The organism is Curtobacterium sp. USHLN213, from assembly GCF_037144815.1.
GTDB lineage: Bacteria > Actinomycetota > Actinomycetes > Actinomycetales > Microbacteriaceae > Curtobacterium.
The window spans coordinates 1-15,245 of sequence record NZ_JBBCYQ010000003.1 but is presented as its reverse complement, the minus strand read 5'-3'; the positions used below and the strand labels follow the sequence as shown (position 1 = coordinate 15,245).

General features: G+C 71.0%; 12 protein-coding genes. 7 read left to right on the top strand and 5 right to left on the bottom strand.

What is annotated here, in order from left to right; genetic code table 11:
• Positions 1-216: 216 nt before the first annotated feature.
• On the bottom strand, positions 217-1,641 hold the full coding sequence (glnA, locus tag WFH25_RS04660) for a type I glutamate--ammonia ligase (RefSeq protein ID WP_070418787.1): 1,425 nt from the start codon (positions 1,639-1,641) through the stop codon (positions 217-219).
• Positions 1,642-1,782: 141 nt separating this feature from the next.
• Between glnA and WFH25_RS04655 the strand changes: the two genes are divergently transcribed.
• Entirely contained in the window at positions 1,783-2,250 is a 468-nt protein-coding gene (locus WFH25_RS04655) for an RDD family protein (RefSeq protein ID WP_070418788.1), read from the top strand.
• A 498-nt stretch (positions 2,251-2,748) separates the two neighbouring features.
• Here WFH25_RS04655 and WFH25_RS04650 read toward each other — a convergent pair whose 3' ends face one another.
• A complete protein-coding gene (locus WFH25_RS04650; protein ID WP_071295244.1) occupies positions 2,749-3,477 on the bottom strand; it encodes a DUF4191 family protein in 729 nt (242 codons plus the stop codon).
• Positions 3,478-3,603: 126 nt separating this feature from the next.
• On the opposite strand from WFH25_RS04650, the gene WFH25_RS04645 reads away from it, so the two are divergent.
• Positions 3,604-4,392, top strand: coding sequence for a hypothetical protein (locus WFH25_RS04645; protein WP_336696969.1), 789 nt, complete (start codon positions 3,604-3,606; stop codon positions 4,390-4,392).
• Positions 4,393-4,465: 73 nt separating this feature from the next.
• Here the strand turns inward: WFH25_RS04645 and sucB are convergent, their stop codons facing one another.
• From sucB to WFH25_RS04630, 3 genes are all read right to left on the bottom strand, one after another.
• Positions 4,466-5,980 carry a 2-oxoglutarate dehydrogenase, E2 component, dihydrolipoamide succinyltransferase gene (gene sucB, locus WFH25_RS04640; RefSeq protein WP_092387436.1) on the bottom strand — a complete coding sequence of 505 codons (1,515 nt, stop codon included), beginning with the start codon at positions 5,978-5,980 and terminating at the stop codon, positions 4,466-4,468.
• Positions 5,981-6,029: 49 nt separating this feature from the next.
• Complete coding sequence (gene lpdA / locus WFH25_RS04635) at positions 6,030-7,403, bottom strand: dihydrolipoyl dehydrogenase (protein WP_070418792.1); 1,374 nt, start codon at positions 7,401-7,403, stop codon at positions 6,030-6,032.
• Positions 7,404-7,557: 154 nt separating this feature from the next.
• Positions 7,558-9,036, bottom strand: coding sequence for a leucyl aminopeptidase (locus WFH25_RS04630; RefSeq protein WP_336696968.1), 1,479 nt, complete (start codon positions 9,034-9,036; stop codon positions 7,558-7,560).
• 76 nt (positions 9,037-9,112) lie between these two features.
• On the opposite strand from WFH25_RS04630, the gene WFH25_RS04625 reads away from it, so the two are divergent.
• The 5 genes from WFH25_RS04625 to WFH25_RS04605 all read left to right on the top strand — a co-directional run bounded on the left by WFH25_RS04625 (position 9,113) and on the right by WFH25_RS04605 (position 15,036).
• A complete protein-coding gene (locus WFH25_RS04625) occupies positions 9,113-10,045 on the top strand; it encodes a proteasome assembly chaperone family protein (RefSeq protein WP_070418794.1) in 933 nt (310 codons plus the stop codon).
• Positions 10,046-10,221: 176 nt separating this feature from the next.
• A complete protein-coding gene (locus WFH25_RS04620) occupies positions 10,222-11,541 on the top strand; it encodes an MFS transporter (protein WP_071295248.1) in 1,320 nt (439 codons plus the stop codon).
• A 192-nt stretch (positions 11,542-11,733) separates the two neighbouring features.
• Positions 11,734-13,002 carry an RNA polymerase sigma factor gene (locus WFH25_RS04615; RefSeq protein ID WP_070418796.1) on the top strand — a complete coding sequence of 423 codons (1,269 nt, stop codon included), beginning with the start codon at positions 11,734-11,736 and terminating at the stop codon, positions 13,000-13,002.
• Between the two features lie 4 nt (positions 13,003-13,006).
• Positions 13,007-14,266: a MurT ligase domain-containing protein gene (locus WFH25_RS04610; RefSeq protein WP_336696966.1), complete on the top strand. Its 1,260-nt coding sequence runs from the start codon at positions 13,007-13,009 to the stop codon at positions 14,264-14,266.
• Positions 14,263-15,036 (top strand): type 1 glutamine amidotransferase, encoded by a 774-nt coding sequence (locus WFH25_RS04605; RefSeq protein ID WP_336696965.1) that lies wholly within the window; start codon positions 14,263-14,265, stop codon positions 15,034-15,036. Before WFH25_RS04610 ends, WFH25_RS04605 begins: the two co-directional genes overlap by 4 nt.
• Positions 15,037-15,245 lie beyond the last annotated feature (209 nt).

Here is a 15,245-nt window from a genome sequence, read left to right as displayed (position 1 = left end):
CGGCGGACCTGGCGCGTTCGGCGCGGTCCGGCACGTTCCGTCGCTTCGGCAGTGGACGCAACTGCCTGGAGGCGCGGTGCCGGCCCGCCGGGCGTGCGCCGCGCCTCCAGGCAGGCACGTTCCCACCCGGTGGCCGGGCCCGCAGGCGAGTGTCGGCACAGCGAGAACGCCCCCGCACCGGAGACCGGTGCGGGGGCGTTCGTGGTGCGGTGCGTGTCAGACGCCGAAGTAGAGCTCGTACTCGAACGGGTGCGGGCGCTGCGCGAGCGGGAGGATCTCGTTCTCGCGCTTGTAGTCGATCCAGGTCTGGATGAGGTCCTCGGTGAAGACGTTGCCCTTCGTGAGGAACTCGTGGTCCGCCTCGAGCGCCTCGAGCGCCTCGTCGAGGGAGCCGGGGACCTGGGGGATGCCCTTCGCCTCTTCCGGCGGGAGCTCGTAGAGGTCCTTGTCGACCGGCTCGTGCGGCTCGATGCGGTTCTGGATGCCGTCGAGGCCCGCCATCAGCTGCGCGGCGAACGCGAGGTACGGGTTGCCCGAGGCGTCCGGCGCGCGGAACTCGATGCGCTTGGCCTTGGGGTTCGTGCCCGTGATCGGGATGCGGATCGCGGCGGAGCGGTTACCGGCCGAGTAGACCAGGTTGACCGGGGCCTCGAAGCCCTTCACCAGACGGTGGTACGAGTTGATCGACGGGTTCGTGAAGGCGAGCAGCGCCGGTGCGTGCTTGAGGATGCCGCCGATGTACCAGCGGGCGAGGTCGGACAGGCCACCGTAGCCGTTCTCGTCGTAGAACAGCGGCTTGCCGTCGCTCCAGAGGGACTGGTGGGTGTGCATGCCCGAACCGTTGTCACCGAAGAGCGGCTTCGGCATGAACGTGGCGACCTTGCCCCACTGGTCGGCGGTGTTCTTGACGATGTACTTGAACTTCAGGATGTCGTCCGCGGCGTGGACCATCGTGTCGAACTTGTAGTTGATCTCCTGCTGGCCGCCGGTGCCCACCTCGTGGTGCGAGCGCTCGAGCTCGAAGCCCGCCTCGATCAGCTTGAGGGTGATGTCGTCGCGGAGGTCGGCCGTCTTGTCGACCGGCGACACGGGGAAGTAGCCGCCCTTGTAGGGGGTCTTGTTGGCGAGGTTGCCGCCCTCTTCCTCGCGACCGGTGTTCCAGGCGCCCTCCTCGGAGTCGACCGAGTAGAACGACTTGTTCTGGGTGACCGAGTAACGGACGTCGTCGAAGATGTAGAACTCGGCCTCGGGGGCGAAGAACGCGGTGTCCGCGATGCCCGTCGACGCGAGGTACTTCTCCGCCTTCTTGGCGACCTGACGCGGGTCACGGCCGTAGATCTCGCCGTTCCGCGGGTTGTAGATGTCGAAGATCATGATCAGCGTGCGCTCCGCGCGGAACTGGTCGATGTACGCCGTCGTCACGTCGGGGATGAGCTGCATGTCGGACTCGTGGATTGACGCGAAGCCGCGGATCGAGGAGCCGTCGAAGAGCTGGCCGACCGAGAAGAAGTCCTCGTCGACGGTGGAGGCCGGGATGTTGAAGTGCTGCTGCACACCCGGCAGGTCCGTGAACCGGATGTCGAGGAACTTGACGTCGGTGTCCTTGATGAAGGCCAGGACCTCGGAGGAATCGCTGAACATGTGGGCCGATCTCCAATGGGTTGGGTGATGTCGGAGGGTCCATCTCGGCACCCTCCGACGAGGCTATTGACACCGAGTTTCCCGGACATGACTGGATTGTTTCGTGCGTGTTACGTCGACCCGTTCGCCTACGCTGGGACCATGGCCCGCAGCACCAGTTCGTCGTCCGCGTCGTCCTCCGGGGGATCGGGGCATCCCGACGGCTGGCCGGGCAAGGACCTCGGTCTGCCGGAAGAGGGGCCCCGCAGCGTCGGGCGGATCGGCCGCCGGATCGTGGCCCTGCTGATCGACGGTGCGCTGGCCGACCTCGTGGCGTACGTCACCGGTGTGTGGTCGCCCGTGAACGGCTCGGGGGACATCGCGCACTCGTGGATCCAGATCGCGATATTCGCCGTGCTGCAGATCCTGTTCATCTGCCTGCTGTCGGGGTCGTTCGGGCACGTGTGCGTCGGGCTCCGGGTGGTGCCGATGCGCGGCGGGTACGTCGGGGTCTGGCGGCCGGTGGTGCGGACGGTGCTGCTGTGCCTGGTCGTGCCGGCGCTGATCATCGACCGCGACAGCCGTGGGGCGCACGACCGGATCGCCGGGACGGTGTTGGTGCGGCGCTGAGGGGCCTGCGGCGCGGAGCGCGTGGCGCGGGCGGCGCGAGAGCGCGGCGGCGCGGGGCGCTGAGCGCGCAGCGGCGCGGAGCGGGCGGCGTGAGAGCGCGGCGCAGCACGGTGCGAGGTTCCGTCCTCCGTGCGAGCAGGCGCCCGTCCCACGGTGCGCCGAACCTCGCACGGTGCGCGATCGACCCATCGCCGACGTTCGGACCGCCAGCGCACGGGACCCGCGCTGCACGGTGCGAGGTGCTTCGCCGGGCATGAAGTTGCCCACTCGGTGCCGCACTTCGAGCCCGCACCGCGTGGTCGACCTCGCACCGACAGGCGAGAGCCGCACCCTGCGAGGCCGCCGACGTCGCATGACGCCGCACGGACGCCGTGGTGCGCGACGCCGCACTGCGCGACGCCGCTGACCCCACCGCGCCAGCGCCCGTCGCGCCCTGCCGACGCAGAACGCCCCCGACCTGGCACGGTCGGGGGCGTTCGTCGTCTGTGGGGGAGTCCGTCAGCGCGGACGTCCCGCGCGGGCCCGCATCGGGTCCATCCCCTTCGGGATCGCCGCGGCCGGGCTCTGCGTGAGGGAGTCGAGCCGGTTCGCGACCGCCAGGACCTCGTTGCGGTTGAGCGCCTTCTTGAACTTGTTCATCGCGCGGGGGAGCTTGTGCAGCGTCACCGAGTCGTCACCGTCGCCGTCCTTGCCGCTGGCCACGTGCACGACGTGCACCGGGACGTTCGGGACGATGCGCTGGACCTTGCGGCGCTCCTCGTCGACCTGGCGGTTGAGGTTGCCACGCTGGCCCTCGGTGATGAGCACGACACCCGGGGTGCCGACGGCCCGGTAGACAGCGGCCTGCGAACGACCGTGCACCGCGACCGGCATCTCGCTCGAGCGCCACTGACGGCGGAGCGAGTTCGACAGCACGGCACCCACGGCACCGGGCTGCCCCTCGATCTGCGAGTAGGCGGCACGTTCGGCCAGCCGACCGAGGACGATCAGGAAGAGCAGCACACCCAGCAGCACGCCGGCCACGATCCAGAGGATGATCGCGAGCCAGTTCTGCCCGGGCAGCAGCAGGGCGAGCAGGACACCCAGCACCACCGGGACGACGAACGCCAGGGCGAACCACCAGACGGAGCTCGGGTCCGCCCGACGGGTCATCGTGAAGACCTGGTACATCTGCTTGAGACGACCCGGCTCCTTCGCCGTCGTACCTTGAGAACTGCTGCGTGCCATGCGACCAGGATACGGCCTGTCCCGACTTCCGAGGACCGTCGATGCTCTGGCTGTGGGCGAACAGCGTTCTCCACAGGACGGCGTCCGGTCCGCCGGAGGCCGGTCGGGCCCGGCCAGGCTGTCGGGATGCAGACGCTCCCCGATCACGTCCGGTGGCACGCGGTGGACGACGAGCAGCCGTTGCTCACCTGGGTCGCCGACCGCGCCGCCGTCGCCCCGGACCCCTCGGCACGGCACCTCGTCCCGGTCGTCGACGTCGGCCGACTGGCGGACGGACGGCTCGCCGTCGACGTCCTCCGTCCCGCGGGGACGGTGCTGTCCGCGGCACTCGACACCCTCGGCACGCCGACCACCGGTGTCGCCGTGACGCTCACCGTCCCGATGCTCGAGCTCGCAGTGACCGAACGGTCCGGCGCGGTGCAGATCGGCTCCGCGGGGCTCGACGACGTCCTGGTGGACGATGCCGGTGCGGTCGTGCTGTGCGACCGGCCACCCGGGTCGGACGGCGTCCGGCGGTCCGACCAGAGCGGCGCGAGGGTCCTGGTCCTCGCGGCCCGGCTGGTGTGGGAGCGGACCGACGCACGCGCGCCGGACCGTCCGGCCGTCGATGGTGCCCTCGCCGAGGCCCTCGACGGCGACACGACGGCGATGCGTGCGGCGCTGGCAGTGGTCCGGGCCGCCGCGGCGCCGCGCCCGATCCGCTGGGAACGGCCGTCGGGCGACCTGCTCGTCGGGTTGCCCGAGCGCACGTCGATGCCACCGGGGTCGGCTGGTTCCCTCGGGACGGCGCTGCGCGGGGTCGTCGAGCACGGCCTCCCGATCGGCGGTGGGAGACGGCTGCCGCTCCGACGCGCGCTGGTGGGGGTCGTGGTCGCGGCGGGGCTGACCGCGGCGGTGGTCTTCGCGATCGGCTGAACACGCCGGCAACGGGGAACGGCCCCGATCCACGGTGGGATCGGGGCCGTCCGGAGTACGACGAGCGCTGGGCTCAGTACCCGAGGTTCGGGCCGAAGTTGCCCTCCTCGAGGCGGTTCTTCACCGCGACGAGGTAGCGCGACGCGTCGGCGCCGTCGATGATCCGGTGGTCGTACGACAGCGCGAGGTAGACGAACGAACGGATCGCGATGGCCTCTTGCCCGTCGACCTTCACGACCGCCGGACGCTTCGTCACGATGCCCGTGCCGAGGATCGCCGACTGCGGCAGGAACACCACGGGGGTGTCGAACAGCGCGCCACGCGAACCGGTGTTCGTCAGCGTGAACGTGCCACCCGCGAGCTCGTCCGGCTTGAGCTGGTTGTTGCGGGTGCGCTCGGCGAGGTCCGCGATCGACTGCGAGAACTGCGCCAGGTTCAGCGACGCCGCGTCCTTGATCACCGGGGTGAGCAGGCCGCGCTCGGTGTCCACCGCGATGGAGACGTTCTCGGTCTCCGGGTAGACGATCTCCTCGCCCTCGACGGTCGAGTTGATCTTCGGGTGCGCCTTGAGCGCCTCGGACGCCGCCAGGGCGAAGAACGGCATGAAGGAGAGCTTCGAACCGGTCTTCTCGAGGAACTCGGCCTTGTGCGCGTCACGGAACTGCGCGACCTTAGTCACGTCCACCTCGACGACGCTGGTGAGCTGCGCGGTCGAGGTCATCGACTGCACGGCGCGCTCGGCGACGACCTTGCGGAGGCGGGTCATCTTCTCGCGGGTGCCACGCAGCGGCGAGACCTCGGCGACGAACGGACCGGCCGGGGCCGCAGCGGCGGAACCACCGGCGGCCGGGGCCTTCGCAGCGGCTTCGGCAGCGGCGAGGACGTCTTCCTTGCGGATGCGTCCGCCGACGCCGGAGCCGGTGACGGTCGAGAGGTCGACACCCTGCTCGTTCGCGAGCTTGCGCACGAGCGGGGTGACGTAGCCGGAGGCCGAGGCGTCCTGCGTCGGGTTCGGCACCGAGGCGCTGGCGGCCGAGCCACCCGAGGCGGCAGCCGGAGCCGGAGCGGCAGCCGGAGCCGGGACCGCTGCCGGCGGGGCAGCGGCGGGCGGCGGCACCGGAGCGGCCTGCGGCACCGGAGCGGCGGCGGGCGGTGCAGCCGGGGCCTGCGGCGCAGCGGGCTGCGTCTGACCGGCGGGGGCCGGCTCGGGCTCGGTCGGCTCCGGGGCAGGGGTCTCGGACTCCTGCTCGGTGCTCGGTGCCGCCTCGGGCTCCTCGGCGTCGGCAGCGGCCTCGTTCGAGGACTCGTCCGACTCGGTGGAGCCACCGTCGGAGGAACCACCGTCGGACGACCCGTCGCCGATCTTCACCAGCGCGGTGCCGACCTCGACGGTCTCGTCCTCCTGCACGAGGATCTCCTCCACGACGCCGGCGATCGGCGACGGGATCTCGGTGTCGACCTTGTCGGTCGAGACCTCGAGCAGCGGCTCGTCGACCTCGACCCGGTCACCGACGTTCTTCAGCCATCGGGTCACCGTGCCCTCGGTGACGCTCTCGCCGAGCGCCGGGAGGTTGACGGATTCGCTCATCGGGTGGACTCCTCTTCGCAGGGGTGGTTCGTGGTGGTGGTCATGGTGTTCACAGTGCGTGCAGCGGCTTGCCCGCGAGGTGCAGGAACGCCTCGCCGAGTGCCTCGTTCTGCGTCGGGTGCGCGTGGACGAGCGGCGCGACGTCCTCGGGGTAGGCCTCCCAGTTCACGGCGAGCTGTGCCTCGCCGATGAGCTCGCCGACCCGGGCGCCGATCATGCTGACGCCGACGACGGGGCCGTCGACCACACGGACGACCTTGACCGAACCGGACGTGCCGATGATGTGGCTCTTGCCGTTGCCGGCGAGGTTGTACTCGTACGAGTCCACCTTGTCGGCGCCGTACTGCTCCTCGGCCTTGGCCTGCGAGAGACCGACCGATGCGACCTCGGGGTCGGAGTACGTGATCTTCGGGATGTTCTTGTCCTCGATGATGACCGGGTTGAGCCCGGCGATCTCCTCGGCGACGAAGATGCCCTGCTGGAAGCCGCGGTGCGCGAGCTGCAGGCCCGGAACGATGTCGCCGACGGCGTACACGTTCGGGATGTTCGTGGCGAGGCGCTCGTTCGTCGTGACGAACCCGCGGTCCATCGCGACGCCGACCTCGTCGTAGCCGACGTTCTGCGTCACGGGGCCACGGCCGACCGCGACGAGCAGGATGTCGCCGTCGAAGGTCTTGCCGTCCTCGAGCGTGACGACCACGCCGTTCTCGTGCTGCTCGACGCCCTGGAACCGGACACCGAGCGAGAACTCGATGCCGCGCTTGCGGAACGCACGCTCGAGCTGCTTCGACATCGACTCGTCCTCGGCCGGGACGAGGTGGGGGAGCGCCTCGACGATCGTCACCTCGGCACCGAAGGACTTCCAGACGCTGGCGAACTCGACGCCGATGACGCCACCACCGAGGATGACGACCTTGTTCGGCACGTAGTCCATGCGCAGGGCGGTCTCGGACGTGATCACACGACCACCGATCTCGAGGCCGGGGAGCGACTTCGAGTAGGAGCCGGTCGCGAGCACGATGTTCTTGCCGGTCACGGTCTGGTCGCCGACCTGCACGGTGTTCTGCGAGGTGAGGCGGCCCCAGCCCTCGACGACGGTGATCCCGCGTGCCTTGATGAGCCCCTGGAGGCCCTTGTACTTCGACGAGATGACGCCCTGCTGGTACTCGATGACCTTCGGGACCTCGACACCGGCGAACTCGGCGATGACGCCGTACTTCTCGGCGTCGCGCGTCGCGTCGGCGACCTCGGCCGCGTGCAGCAGCGCCTTCGTCGGGATGCAGCCGCGGTGCAGACACGTCCCCCCGAGCTTGTCTCCCTCGATGAGCGCGACGCTCATGCCGAGCTCGGCGGCCCGGAGCGCAGCGGCGTAGCCACCACTGCCGCCACCGAGGACCACGACGTCGTAAGTCTGTTCCGTCACCTGGTGCAACTCCCTCGTGCGTGTCGGGACCGATCGGGCCCCACTGGACACCGCGGCGGCGGCGTCCGACGGTCGGACCGCATGGTTCCGGTCCCGTCCCGTTGGTTTCCGGCGGGGGCGCGTCGAGCGCGCCGTCCCGCCGGAGTCAAACCTACTACTTGGCCTGGAGCTCTTCTGCGAGCGAGATGAGCGTCCGGACCATGGCGCCGGTCGCGCCCTTGCCGAGCCACCCGTAGCCGCCGCCCTTGTTCTCCGACGGACCGGCGATGTCGAGGTGCGCCCACGGGATGCCCTCGCCGACGAAGCGCTCGAGGAACTTGCCCGCGAGGAGCATGCCGCCCGCCGGGTTGCCGACGGTGGCGTTGACCATGTCGGCGACCTCGCTCGCGAGTCGGGCGTCGAGCTCCTCGGGGAGCGGCATCGGCCAGATCGGCTCCGCCACGGCCCCGGCGACCGCGCGGACCTGCGCGACGAGGTCGTCGCTGCCCATGAGGCCGGTGGTGCGGTCACCGAGCGCGACGACCTGCGCCCCGGTCAGCGTCGCGACGTCGACGATGGCGTCGGGCTGCTCGAGCGACGCGGCGGCCATGCCGTCACCCAGCACGAGTCGGCCCTCGGCGTCGGTGTTCGTGACCTCGACGGTCTTGCCGTTCTTCAGCGTGAGGACGTCGCCGGGGCGCGTCGCCGAGCCGGAGGGCATGTTCTCCGCCAGGCACAGCCACGCGGTGACGCGGACGTCGAGTCCGAGACGCGCGGCGGCGACGGTCGCGGCGAGGACGGTGGCGGCACCCGTCATGTCGGTCTTCATGCCGAGCATGGAGCCGGCCGGCTTGAGCGAGAGACCACCCGAGTCGAACGTGATGCCCTTGCCGACGAGTGCGAGGTGCTTCGTCGCGGACTCCGGCGCGTACCGGACGACGACGAGCCGCGGCGGGCGCTCCGAGCCGCGACCGACACCGAGGATGCCGCCGAAGCCCTGCTCCTCGAGCGCGGTCTCGTCGAGGACCTCGACGGTGAGGGGGAGCCCCTCGGCCTGCGCACGGGCGACGTCGGCGACGTCCGCCGGGCCGAGGTCACCGGCAGCGGTGTTGACGAGGTCGCGCACGAGCGTGGCGGCGTCGCCGACGATCGCCGGGCGGACGGTGGCGTCGGCCGCGGCGGAGGGTGCCAGCACGGTCACCTGCTGGTCCCCGCGGGCAGGACCGGTCGTGCCGGCGCCCTTGTGTCGGGTGAACGAGTAGGCACCGAGCGCGGCGCCCTCGAGCGCGGCGTCGACGAGCTCGGTCGTGTCGGTCGGCAGCGCGAGGACGATCGACGACGCGAGGGGGAGCTGGCGGACCGCGCTGCCGGCGGCCGAGCGGAGTGCCGCTGCGTCGGTGCCGGAGCCGAGCCCGATGAGCGCGATGCCCTGCGCGTCGACACCGACGGCGGGGATGCGCACGAGCTGGTCCTTCGCACCGGTCGCACCGATGGCAGCGAGGTCGATGCCGTCGAGCGCGGAGAACGGCGTCGTGGCGGGCGTCGCGATGGTCGCGGGAGCGCCGTCGGACCCGGGCCGGACACCGAGCACGAGGACGTCGGCGGAGATCGAGGCGGGAGCGGAGGAGTCAGTGGAGAGCGTCGGTCGGACCATGCCCCAACCCTATCCAGCAGGTGTTCGCTGTCGGCGTGGCCGCCCGGCACCGGGGGACACCGGCTCCCCGCCTAGCATGGGGACGGTGAACCACCCCGAGGAGCTCTACACCTTCGCCGAGGACGCGCCGTCCGTCCCCGAGGGGCTGCACCTGGTCGCCGGACTCACCGGGTTCGCCGACGCCGGCTCGGCCGTGGCGCAGGTGACGACCGCCGTCCTGGACGACCTCGAGACGGAGCTCGTCGCCGAGTTCGACCCGGACGTCCTGCTCGACTGGCGTGCACGCCGCCCGGTGATCACCTTCGAGCACGACCACATCGCCGCCGTCGAGCCGCCGCGGCTCCGCCTGCACCTCGTGCGCGACGAGATCGGCCAGCCGTTCCTCTTCCTCTCCGGGTACGAGCCGGACTTCCAGTGGAACCGGTTCGTCCGCGCGGTCACCGACCTCGCCGCCCAGCTCCGGGTCGCCGACACCACCTGGGTCCAGTCGATCCCGATGCCCGTCCCGCACACGCGCCCGATCAGCCTCACCGTCTCCGGCACGCGCGCCGACCTCGTCGAGCAGATGAGCGTCTGGAAGCCCGAGACCCAGGCGCCCGCGAACGTCCTGCACCTCGTCGAGCACCGGCTGTCCGAACTCGGCGAACAGGTCACCGGACTCGTCCTGCTCGTCCCGCACTACCTGTCCGACACCGAGTTCCCGGACGCCGCCGTCGCGGCGCTCTCCGGCATCTCCGCCGCCACCGGCCTCATCTTCCCCTCCGACGAGCTGCGCGAAGAGGGACGCGAGTTCCGCACCCGCGTCGACGAGCAGGTCGCCGGCAACGAGGAGCTGCAGCGTCTGGTCGGGGTGCTCGAGGAACGGCACGACACCTACATGGAGGGCAACCCGATCGCGTCGCCGCTCACCGGCGTCGACGGGCAGGTCCCCACTGCGGACGCGATCGCCGCGGAGCTGGAACGCTTCCTGGCGGACCGCCGCACCGACGGCGACGCGAGCGGCGACTAGCCGTTCCGATCAGCAGCACCCACGGCGACGCGAGCGGCGAGCGGCCGCACCGACGTGGCGGAGGCGGGTCGCGCCTCCTGGACCGTCGGACGGGAGGCGCGACACCCGTCCGTCGCGCTCGTCACGTTCTCCACAGCCCGTCCTGGCGGCGGTGCCGCCCCCGCTAGCCTGGTCACGTGAACTCCCGCCGCGCCTTCCTCGTGTGGGGCGTCGCGGTGCTGGCGTACGTCCTCGCGGTCGTGCAGCGGTCCTCGCTCGGGGTCTCCGGCGTCGACGCGCAGGACCGCTTCGCGGTGTCGGCGGCGGTGCTGTCGACGCTCGCGGTGGTGCAGATCGCCGTCTACGCCGGACTCCAGATCCCGGTGGGGATCGCCCTCGACCGCGTCGGCCCGCGCCGACTCGTGCTGCTGGGCGCCGCGCTGCTCGTCGCCGGCCAGGCCGTGGTGGCGGTGTCGCCCACCATCGGGCCGGCGATCGCGGGGCGTGTCCTCGTCGGCGCCGGGGACGCGATGACCTTCATCTCCGTGATCCGCCTCGTGCCGATGTGGTTCAGCGGGCCGATCCTGCCGCAGATCTCGCAGTGGACCGGCAACCTCGGCCAGGTCGGGCAGATCCTGTCGGCGTTCCCCTTCGCCGTGCTGCTGCACACCGCGGGGTGGTCGCCGGCGTTCGGCGTCGCCGCGGCCGCGAGCGCCGTCGGGCTCGTGCTGGCGTTCGTCTTCGTCCGGAACGGCCCCGTGCCGGTGCGCACCGACACGATCCCGCTGCCGCACACCTGGCGGGGCGCGTTCCACACCTTCGGGCACGCGCTGCGGCGTCCCGGTACCCAGCTCGGCTTCTGGTCCCACTACGTCACGCAGTCCTCCGGAACGGTCTTCTCACTGCTCTGGGGCGTCCCCATGCTGCGCGGGCTGGGGTACTCCCCGTCCGAGGCGGCCGGCTTCCTCACCGTGATCGTCGTCACCGGGTTCGTCGTCGGGCCGGTGCTCGGCGTGCTCTGCGCCCGGTTCCCGCTGCGACGGTCGAACCTCGTGCTCGGGATCGTCGTCGCTCTCGCGGTGGTGTGGACCGCCGTGCTCGTGTGGCCCGGACAGCCGCCCACGTGGCTGCTGATCGTGCTCGTCGTCGTGATGGGGATCGGCGGGCCGGGGTCGCTCATCGGGTTCGACTTCGCGCGGTCCTTCAACCCCGTCGGCTCCCTCGGGTCGGCGAACGGCGTGGTCAACGTCGGCGGGTTCCTCGCCGCGTTCGTGATGATGTTCCTGATCGGCACGATCCTCGACCTCGCGTCGTCGGCGTCGGGGCAGACCGTGTTCGCGTGGACGAACTTCCGGCTGGCCCTCACCGTGCAGTACGTCGTGGTCGGGATCGGCGTCGTGATGCTGCTGCACGCCCGTCGTCGCACGCGCCGGGTGCTGCACGCCCAGGACGGAATACGGGTGGGGCCGCTCTGGGTTGCACTCGTTGCGCGCCTGCGGAAGCGGAGCGTGCAATAATGAACGCGGACCCGTTCGGGCCTCCTGTGTCTCGGAGCACTCCAGTGCGCCGCAGAAACCGGGGGACTTGACATGGGTCCTAGTGCTGCCCGGAACGGTAGGACCTGATGACGCGGGAGACCGCGGCGCAGGCCCTGGGCGGCGAGGGAGGCCACGACCCCACGAACGTGGCACGACGAGAGAGGTGATCGCATGGCTGCCCGGAGCACGACGATCGATCCCACGAAGGACACCGAGCCCGAGGGCACCGCAGCAGAGAGCGCTGCGGAAGCCGAGGGGACGGCCGCGCCGAAGAAGCGCGCCACCAAGACCACCGCCAAGAAGGCCGCCCCGAAGAAGGCCGCCCCGAAGGCGAAGAAGAAGGCCGACGACGACGAGGACATCGACGAGGAGACCCCGGTCGCCGAGGCCGACGCGACCGACGACGCCGACACCGAGACCGACGAGAAGGACACCAAGCCGGACGCCGCAGCAGCGGTCGCCGCGGGTGCGCTCGTCATCTCGCAGTCCGACGACGACGAGGCGCCGGTCTACTCCACGACGATCACCGGTGCCACCGCCGACCCGGTGAAGGACTACCTCAAGCAGATCGGCAAGGTCGCCCTCCTCAACGCCGAGCAGGAGGTCGAGCTCGCGATGCGCATCGAGGCCGGCCTGTTCGCCGAAGACAAGCTGCAGCACTCGACCGGGCTCTCGAAGCCGGAAGAGCGCGAGCTGCGCTGGGTCGCCCGTGACGGTCAGCGCGCGAAGTCGCACCTGCTCGGCGCGAACCTCCGCCTGGTCGTGTCGCTCGCCAAGCGCTACACCGGCCGCGGCATGCAGTTCCTCGACCTCATCCAGGAAGGCAACCTGGGCCTGATCCGTGCGGTCGAGAAGTTCGACTACACCAAGGGCTTCAAGTTCTCGACCTACGCCACCTGGTGGATCCGTCAGGCGATCACCCGTGCCATGGCCGACCAGGCCCGCACGATCCGCATCCCGGTCCACATGGTCGAGGTCATCAACAAGCTGGCCCGCGTCCAGCGCCAGATGCTGCAGGACCTCGGTCGCGAACCCACTCCGGAAGAGCTCGCCCGCGAGCTCGACATGACCCCGGAGAAGGTCGTCGAGGTGCAGAAGTACGGCCGCGAGCCCATCTCGCTCCACACCCCGCTGGGTGAGGACGGCGACTCGGAGTTCGGCGACCTGATCGAGGACACCGAGGCGGTCGTCCCGGCCGACGCCGTCGGGTTCACGATGCTGCAGAAGCAGCTCGAGAGCCTGCTCGACTCCCTCTCCGAGCGTGAGGCGGGCGTCATCCGCATGCGCTTCGGTCTCGGGGACGGCCAGCCGAAGACCCTCGACCAGATCGGTGACACGTTCGGCGTGACGCGTGAGCGCATCCGTCAGATCGAGTCCAAGACGATGGCGAAGCTCCGCCACCCGTCGCGGTCGCAGTCGCTGCGCGACTACCTCGAGTAGGCCGATGCGCTTCGTCATCCCGATCCTCGTCGGGCGGATCCTCCGCGCCCTCGCACGTGCGCGTGGCGGGGGGTCCGCCTACCCCGGGTACATCGTGCTCAAGCTGGTGCCGAACTTCCTCCAGCACGTCACCGCGCAGTTCCCGAACGGCGTCGTCTTCGTGCTCGGTTCGAACGGCAAGTCGACGACGACCCACATGATCTCCGACATCGTGCGGGCGCACGGGCTGCGGGTCTTCACGAACCCGTCCGGGGCGAACCTGCCGCAGGGCATCGCCTCGGCGCTGCTGTCCGAGGTGTCGCTGACCGGCAAGCTCAAGGCGGACATAGGCATCCTCGAGGTGGACGAGGCCTTCGCGGTCGAGCTCGCCGGGATCCTGTCGCCGTCCACCGTGACGATGCTCAACGTCCAGGTCGACCAGCTCTACCGGTTCTTCGAGACCGAACGCGTCGCCACGATGATGCTCGACACCGCGGCCCTGTCGACCGCGAACGTCATCACCAACCGTGACGACCAGTTCCTCGACGCGTACGTCGGTACGGACGGCCAGCTCGTGCTGCGCTTCGGCGCCAGCGCCGAGGTCGTCGCCGCCGCGCCGAACGGCCTGCAGAACGCCGACGACTTCGACCGGCAGGACGCCGTGCCGAACGTCGCCGACGCCGAGGTCGTGGTGAACACCGGCGACGGTGCGACCATCCGCTTCGACGGTGCCGAGATCCCGGTCCGCCTGCCGGCTCGCGGGCTGCACTACGCCGTCGACGCGGCAGCGGCCACCGCGACGGCGAGTGCCGCACTCGGTGCGCAGTTCCGCGCCGACGCCGTGACGACGGCCTTCGGCACGATGAAGCCGGCGTACGGACGTGGTGAGCGACTCCCCATCGCGGGCGAGTCTGCCGAGTTCACGATGTTCAAGAACGCCGCGAGTCTCCAGCTCAACCTCGACGCCCTGCCGGACCACCCGGAACAGGTGCTCATGGCGATCGACGAGGGCACGCCGGACATCTCCTGGATCTACGACATCGACTTCTCGAAGCTCGACCACGTCGACGTCGTCTCCGGCGACAAGGCTTGGCAGATCGCGATCGCCCTCGAGCACGCCGGCGTCCGCATCGGCCGGGTCGAGCCCGACGTCGAGGCCGCGATCAAGCACATGGAGCAGCTCGGTTCGACGAACTCCGGGACGAAGAACTTCATCGTCAACTACGAGATCATGATGATCGCCCGCAAGGCCCTCGGCCACCCGGACATGGAGAAGACCGCATGACGGCCGACCGGCTGACCATCCTGCACGTCTACCCCCGCCAGATGGGCGTCTCGGGCGACCGCGGCAACGTGGCGGCCCTGGTCCGTCGTGCCGCAGCCGCGGACATCGCCACCGAGGTGCTCGAGTACGCGCCGGGTGACGAGCTCCCCACCGCGGCCGACGTCGTCGTGATCGGCAACGGACCGCTCAGCGCGATGCGGTCGCTCGGCGACGACATCGCACGCATCGGTGCGCCGCTCCGCGAGTTCGCCGCTGCCGGGGTGCCCGTCGTGGCCGTCGGCGGCGGGTTCGACCTCGCCACGACCGAGGTCGTCCCGACGGACGGTGCTCCCGTGACCGGCTTCGGGGTCTTCGACGCGCGTGCCGTCCGCGGCGCCGAGCGTCGGGTGAACTACTTCGTGCTCGAGACCGCGTACCCGCTGCTCCCCGGAGCCCCGACGCGCCTCGCCGGCTTCGAGGACCACGCGACGCGCATCGAGCTCGGTGCCGGTGCCCGGCCGTTCGCCGACGTCGTCTCCGGCGGCGGCAATCAGGCGGGCGCCCCGGTCGAGGGCGCGATCGTCGGCAACTCCTTCGGCACGCACACGCAGGGGCCGATCCTGCCGCTCAACCCGCAGCTGACCGACGGCGTCCTCGCCGCGGCCACCGCTCGGCTCGGCCGCGAGTACGCACCGGACCCGGAGCGCACCGCGTCGATCGACCGCTACGCGCGTGAAGCGCGGGCAACCGTCGACCGCTACGTCGACAAGGCGTTCAAGCGGATCGCCTGACGCGACCCGCAGACAGACAGGAGGCGGGGGGGGGGGGGGGGGCCCGCCCCCGGGGGGGTGGGGGGGGGGGGGGGGGGGGGGGGGGGGGGCGCCGGGGGGGGGGGGGGGGGGGGCGGGGGGGGGGGGGGGGGGGGGGGGGGGGGGGGGGGGGGGGGGGGGGGGGGGGGGGGGCGGGCGCCCCCCCCCCCTCCCGTCCGTCTGTGGGTTGC

Excerpts from the sequence above, each read along its gene's own strand:
- glnA (WP_070418787.1), bottom strand. The coding sequence starts at position 1,641 with ATGTTCAGCGATTCCTCCGAGGTCCTGGCCTTCATCAAGGACACCGAC.
- WFH25_RS04655 (WP_070418788.1), top strand. The coding sequence starts at position 1,783 with ATGGCCCGCAGCACCAGTTCGTCGTCCGCGTCGTCCTCCGGGGGATCG.
- WFH25_RS04650 (WP_071295244.1), bottom strand. The coding sequence starts at position 3,477 with ATGGCACGCAGCAGTTCTCAAGGTACGACGGCGAAGGAGCCGGGTCGT.
- WFH25_RS04645 (WP_336696969.1), top strand. The coding sequence starts at position 3,604 with ATGCAGACGCTCCCCGATCACGTCCGGTGGCACGCGGTGGACGACGAG.
- sucB (WP_092387436.1), bottom strand. The coding sequence starts at position 5,980 with ATGAGCGAATCCGTCAACCTCCCGGCGCTCGGCGAGAGCGTCACCGAG.
- WFH25_RS04630 (WP_336696968.1), bottom strand. The coding sequence starts at position 9,036 with ATGGTCCGACCGACGCTCTCCACTGACTCCTCCGCTCCCGCCTCGATC.
- WFH25_RS04625 (WP_070418794.1), top strand. The coding sequence starts at position 9,113 with ATGGGGACGGTGAACCACCCCGAGGAGCTCTACACCTTCGCCGAGGAC.
- WFH25_RS04615 (WP_070418796.1), top strand. The coding sequence starts at position 11,734 with ATGGCTGCCCGGAGCACGACGATCGATCCCACGAAGGACACCGAGCCC.
- WFH25_RS04610 (WP_336696966.1), top strand. The coding sequence starts at position 13,007 with ATGCGCTTCGTCATCCCGATCCTCGTCGGGCGGATCCTCCGCGCCCTC.
- WFH25_RS04605 (WP_336696965.1), top strand. The coding sequence starts at position 14,263 with ATGACGGCCGACCGGCTGACCATCCTGCACGTCTACCCCCGCCAGATG.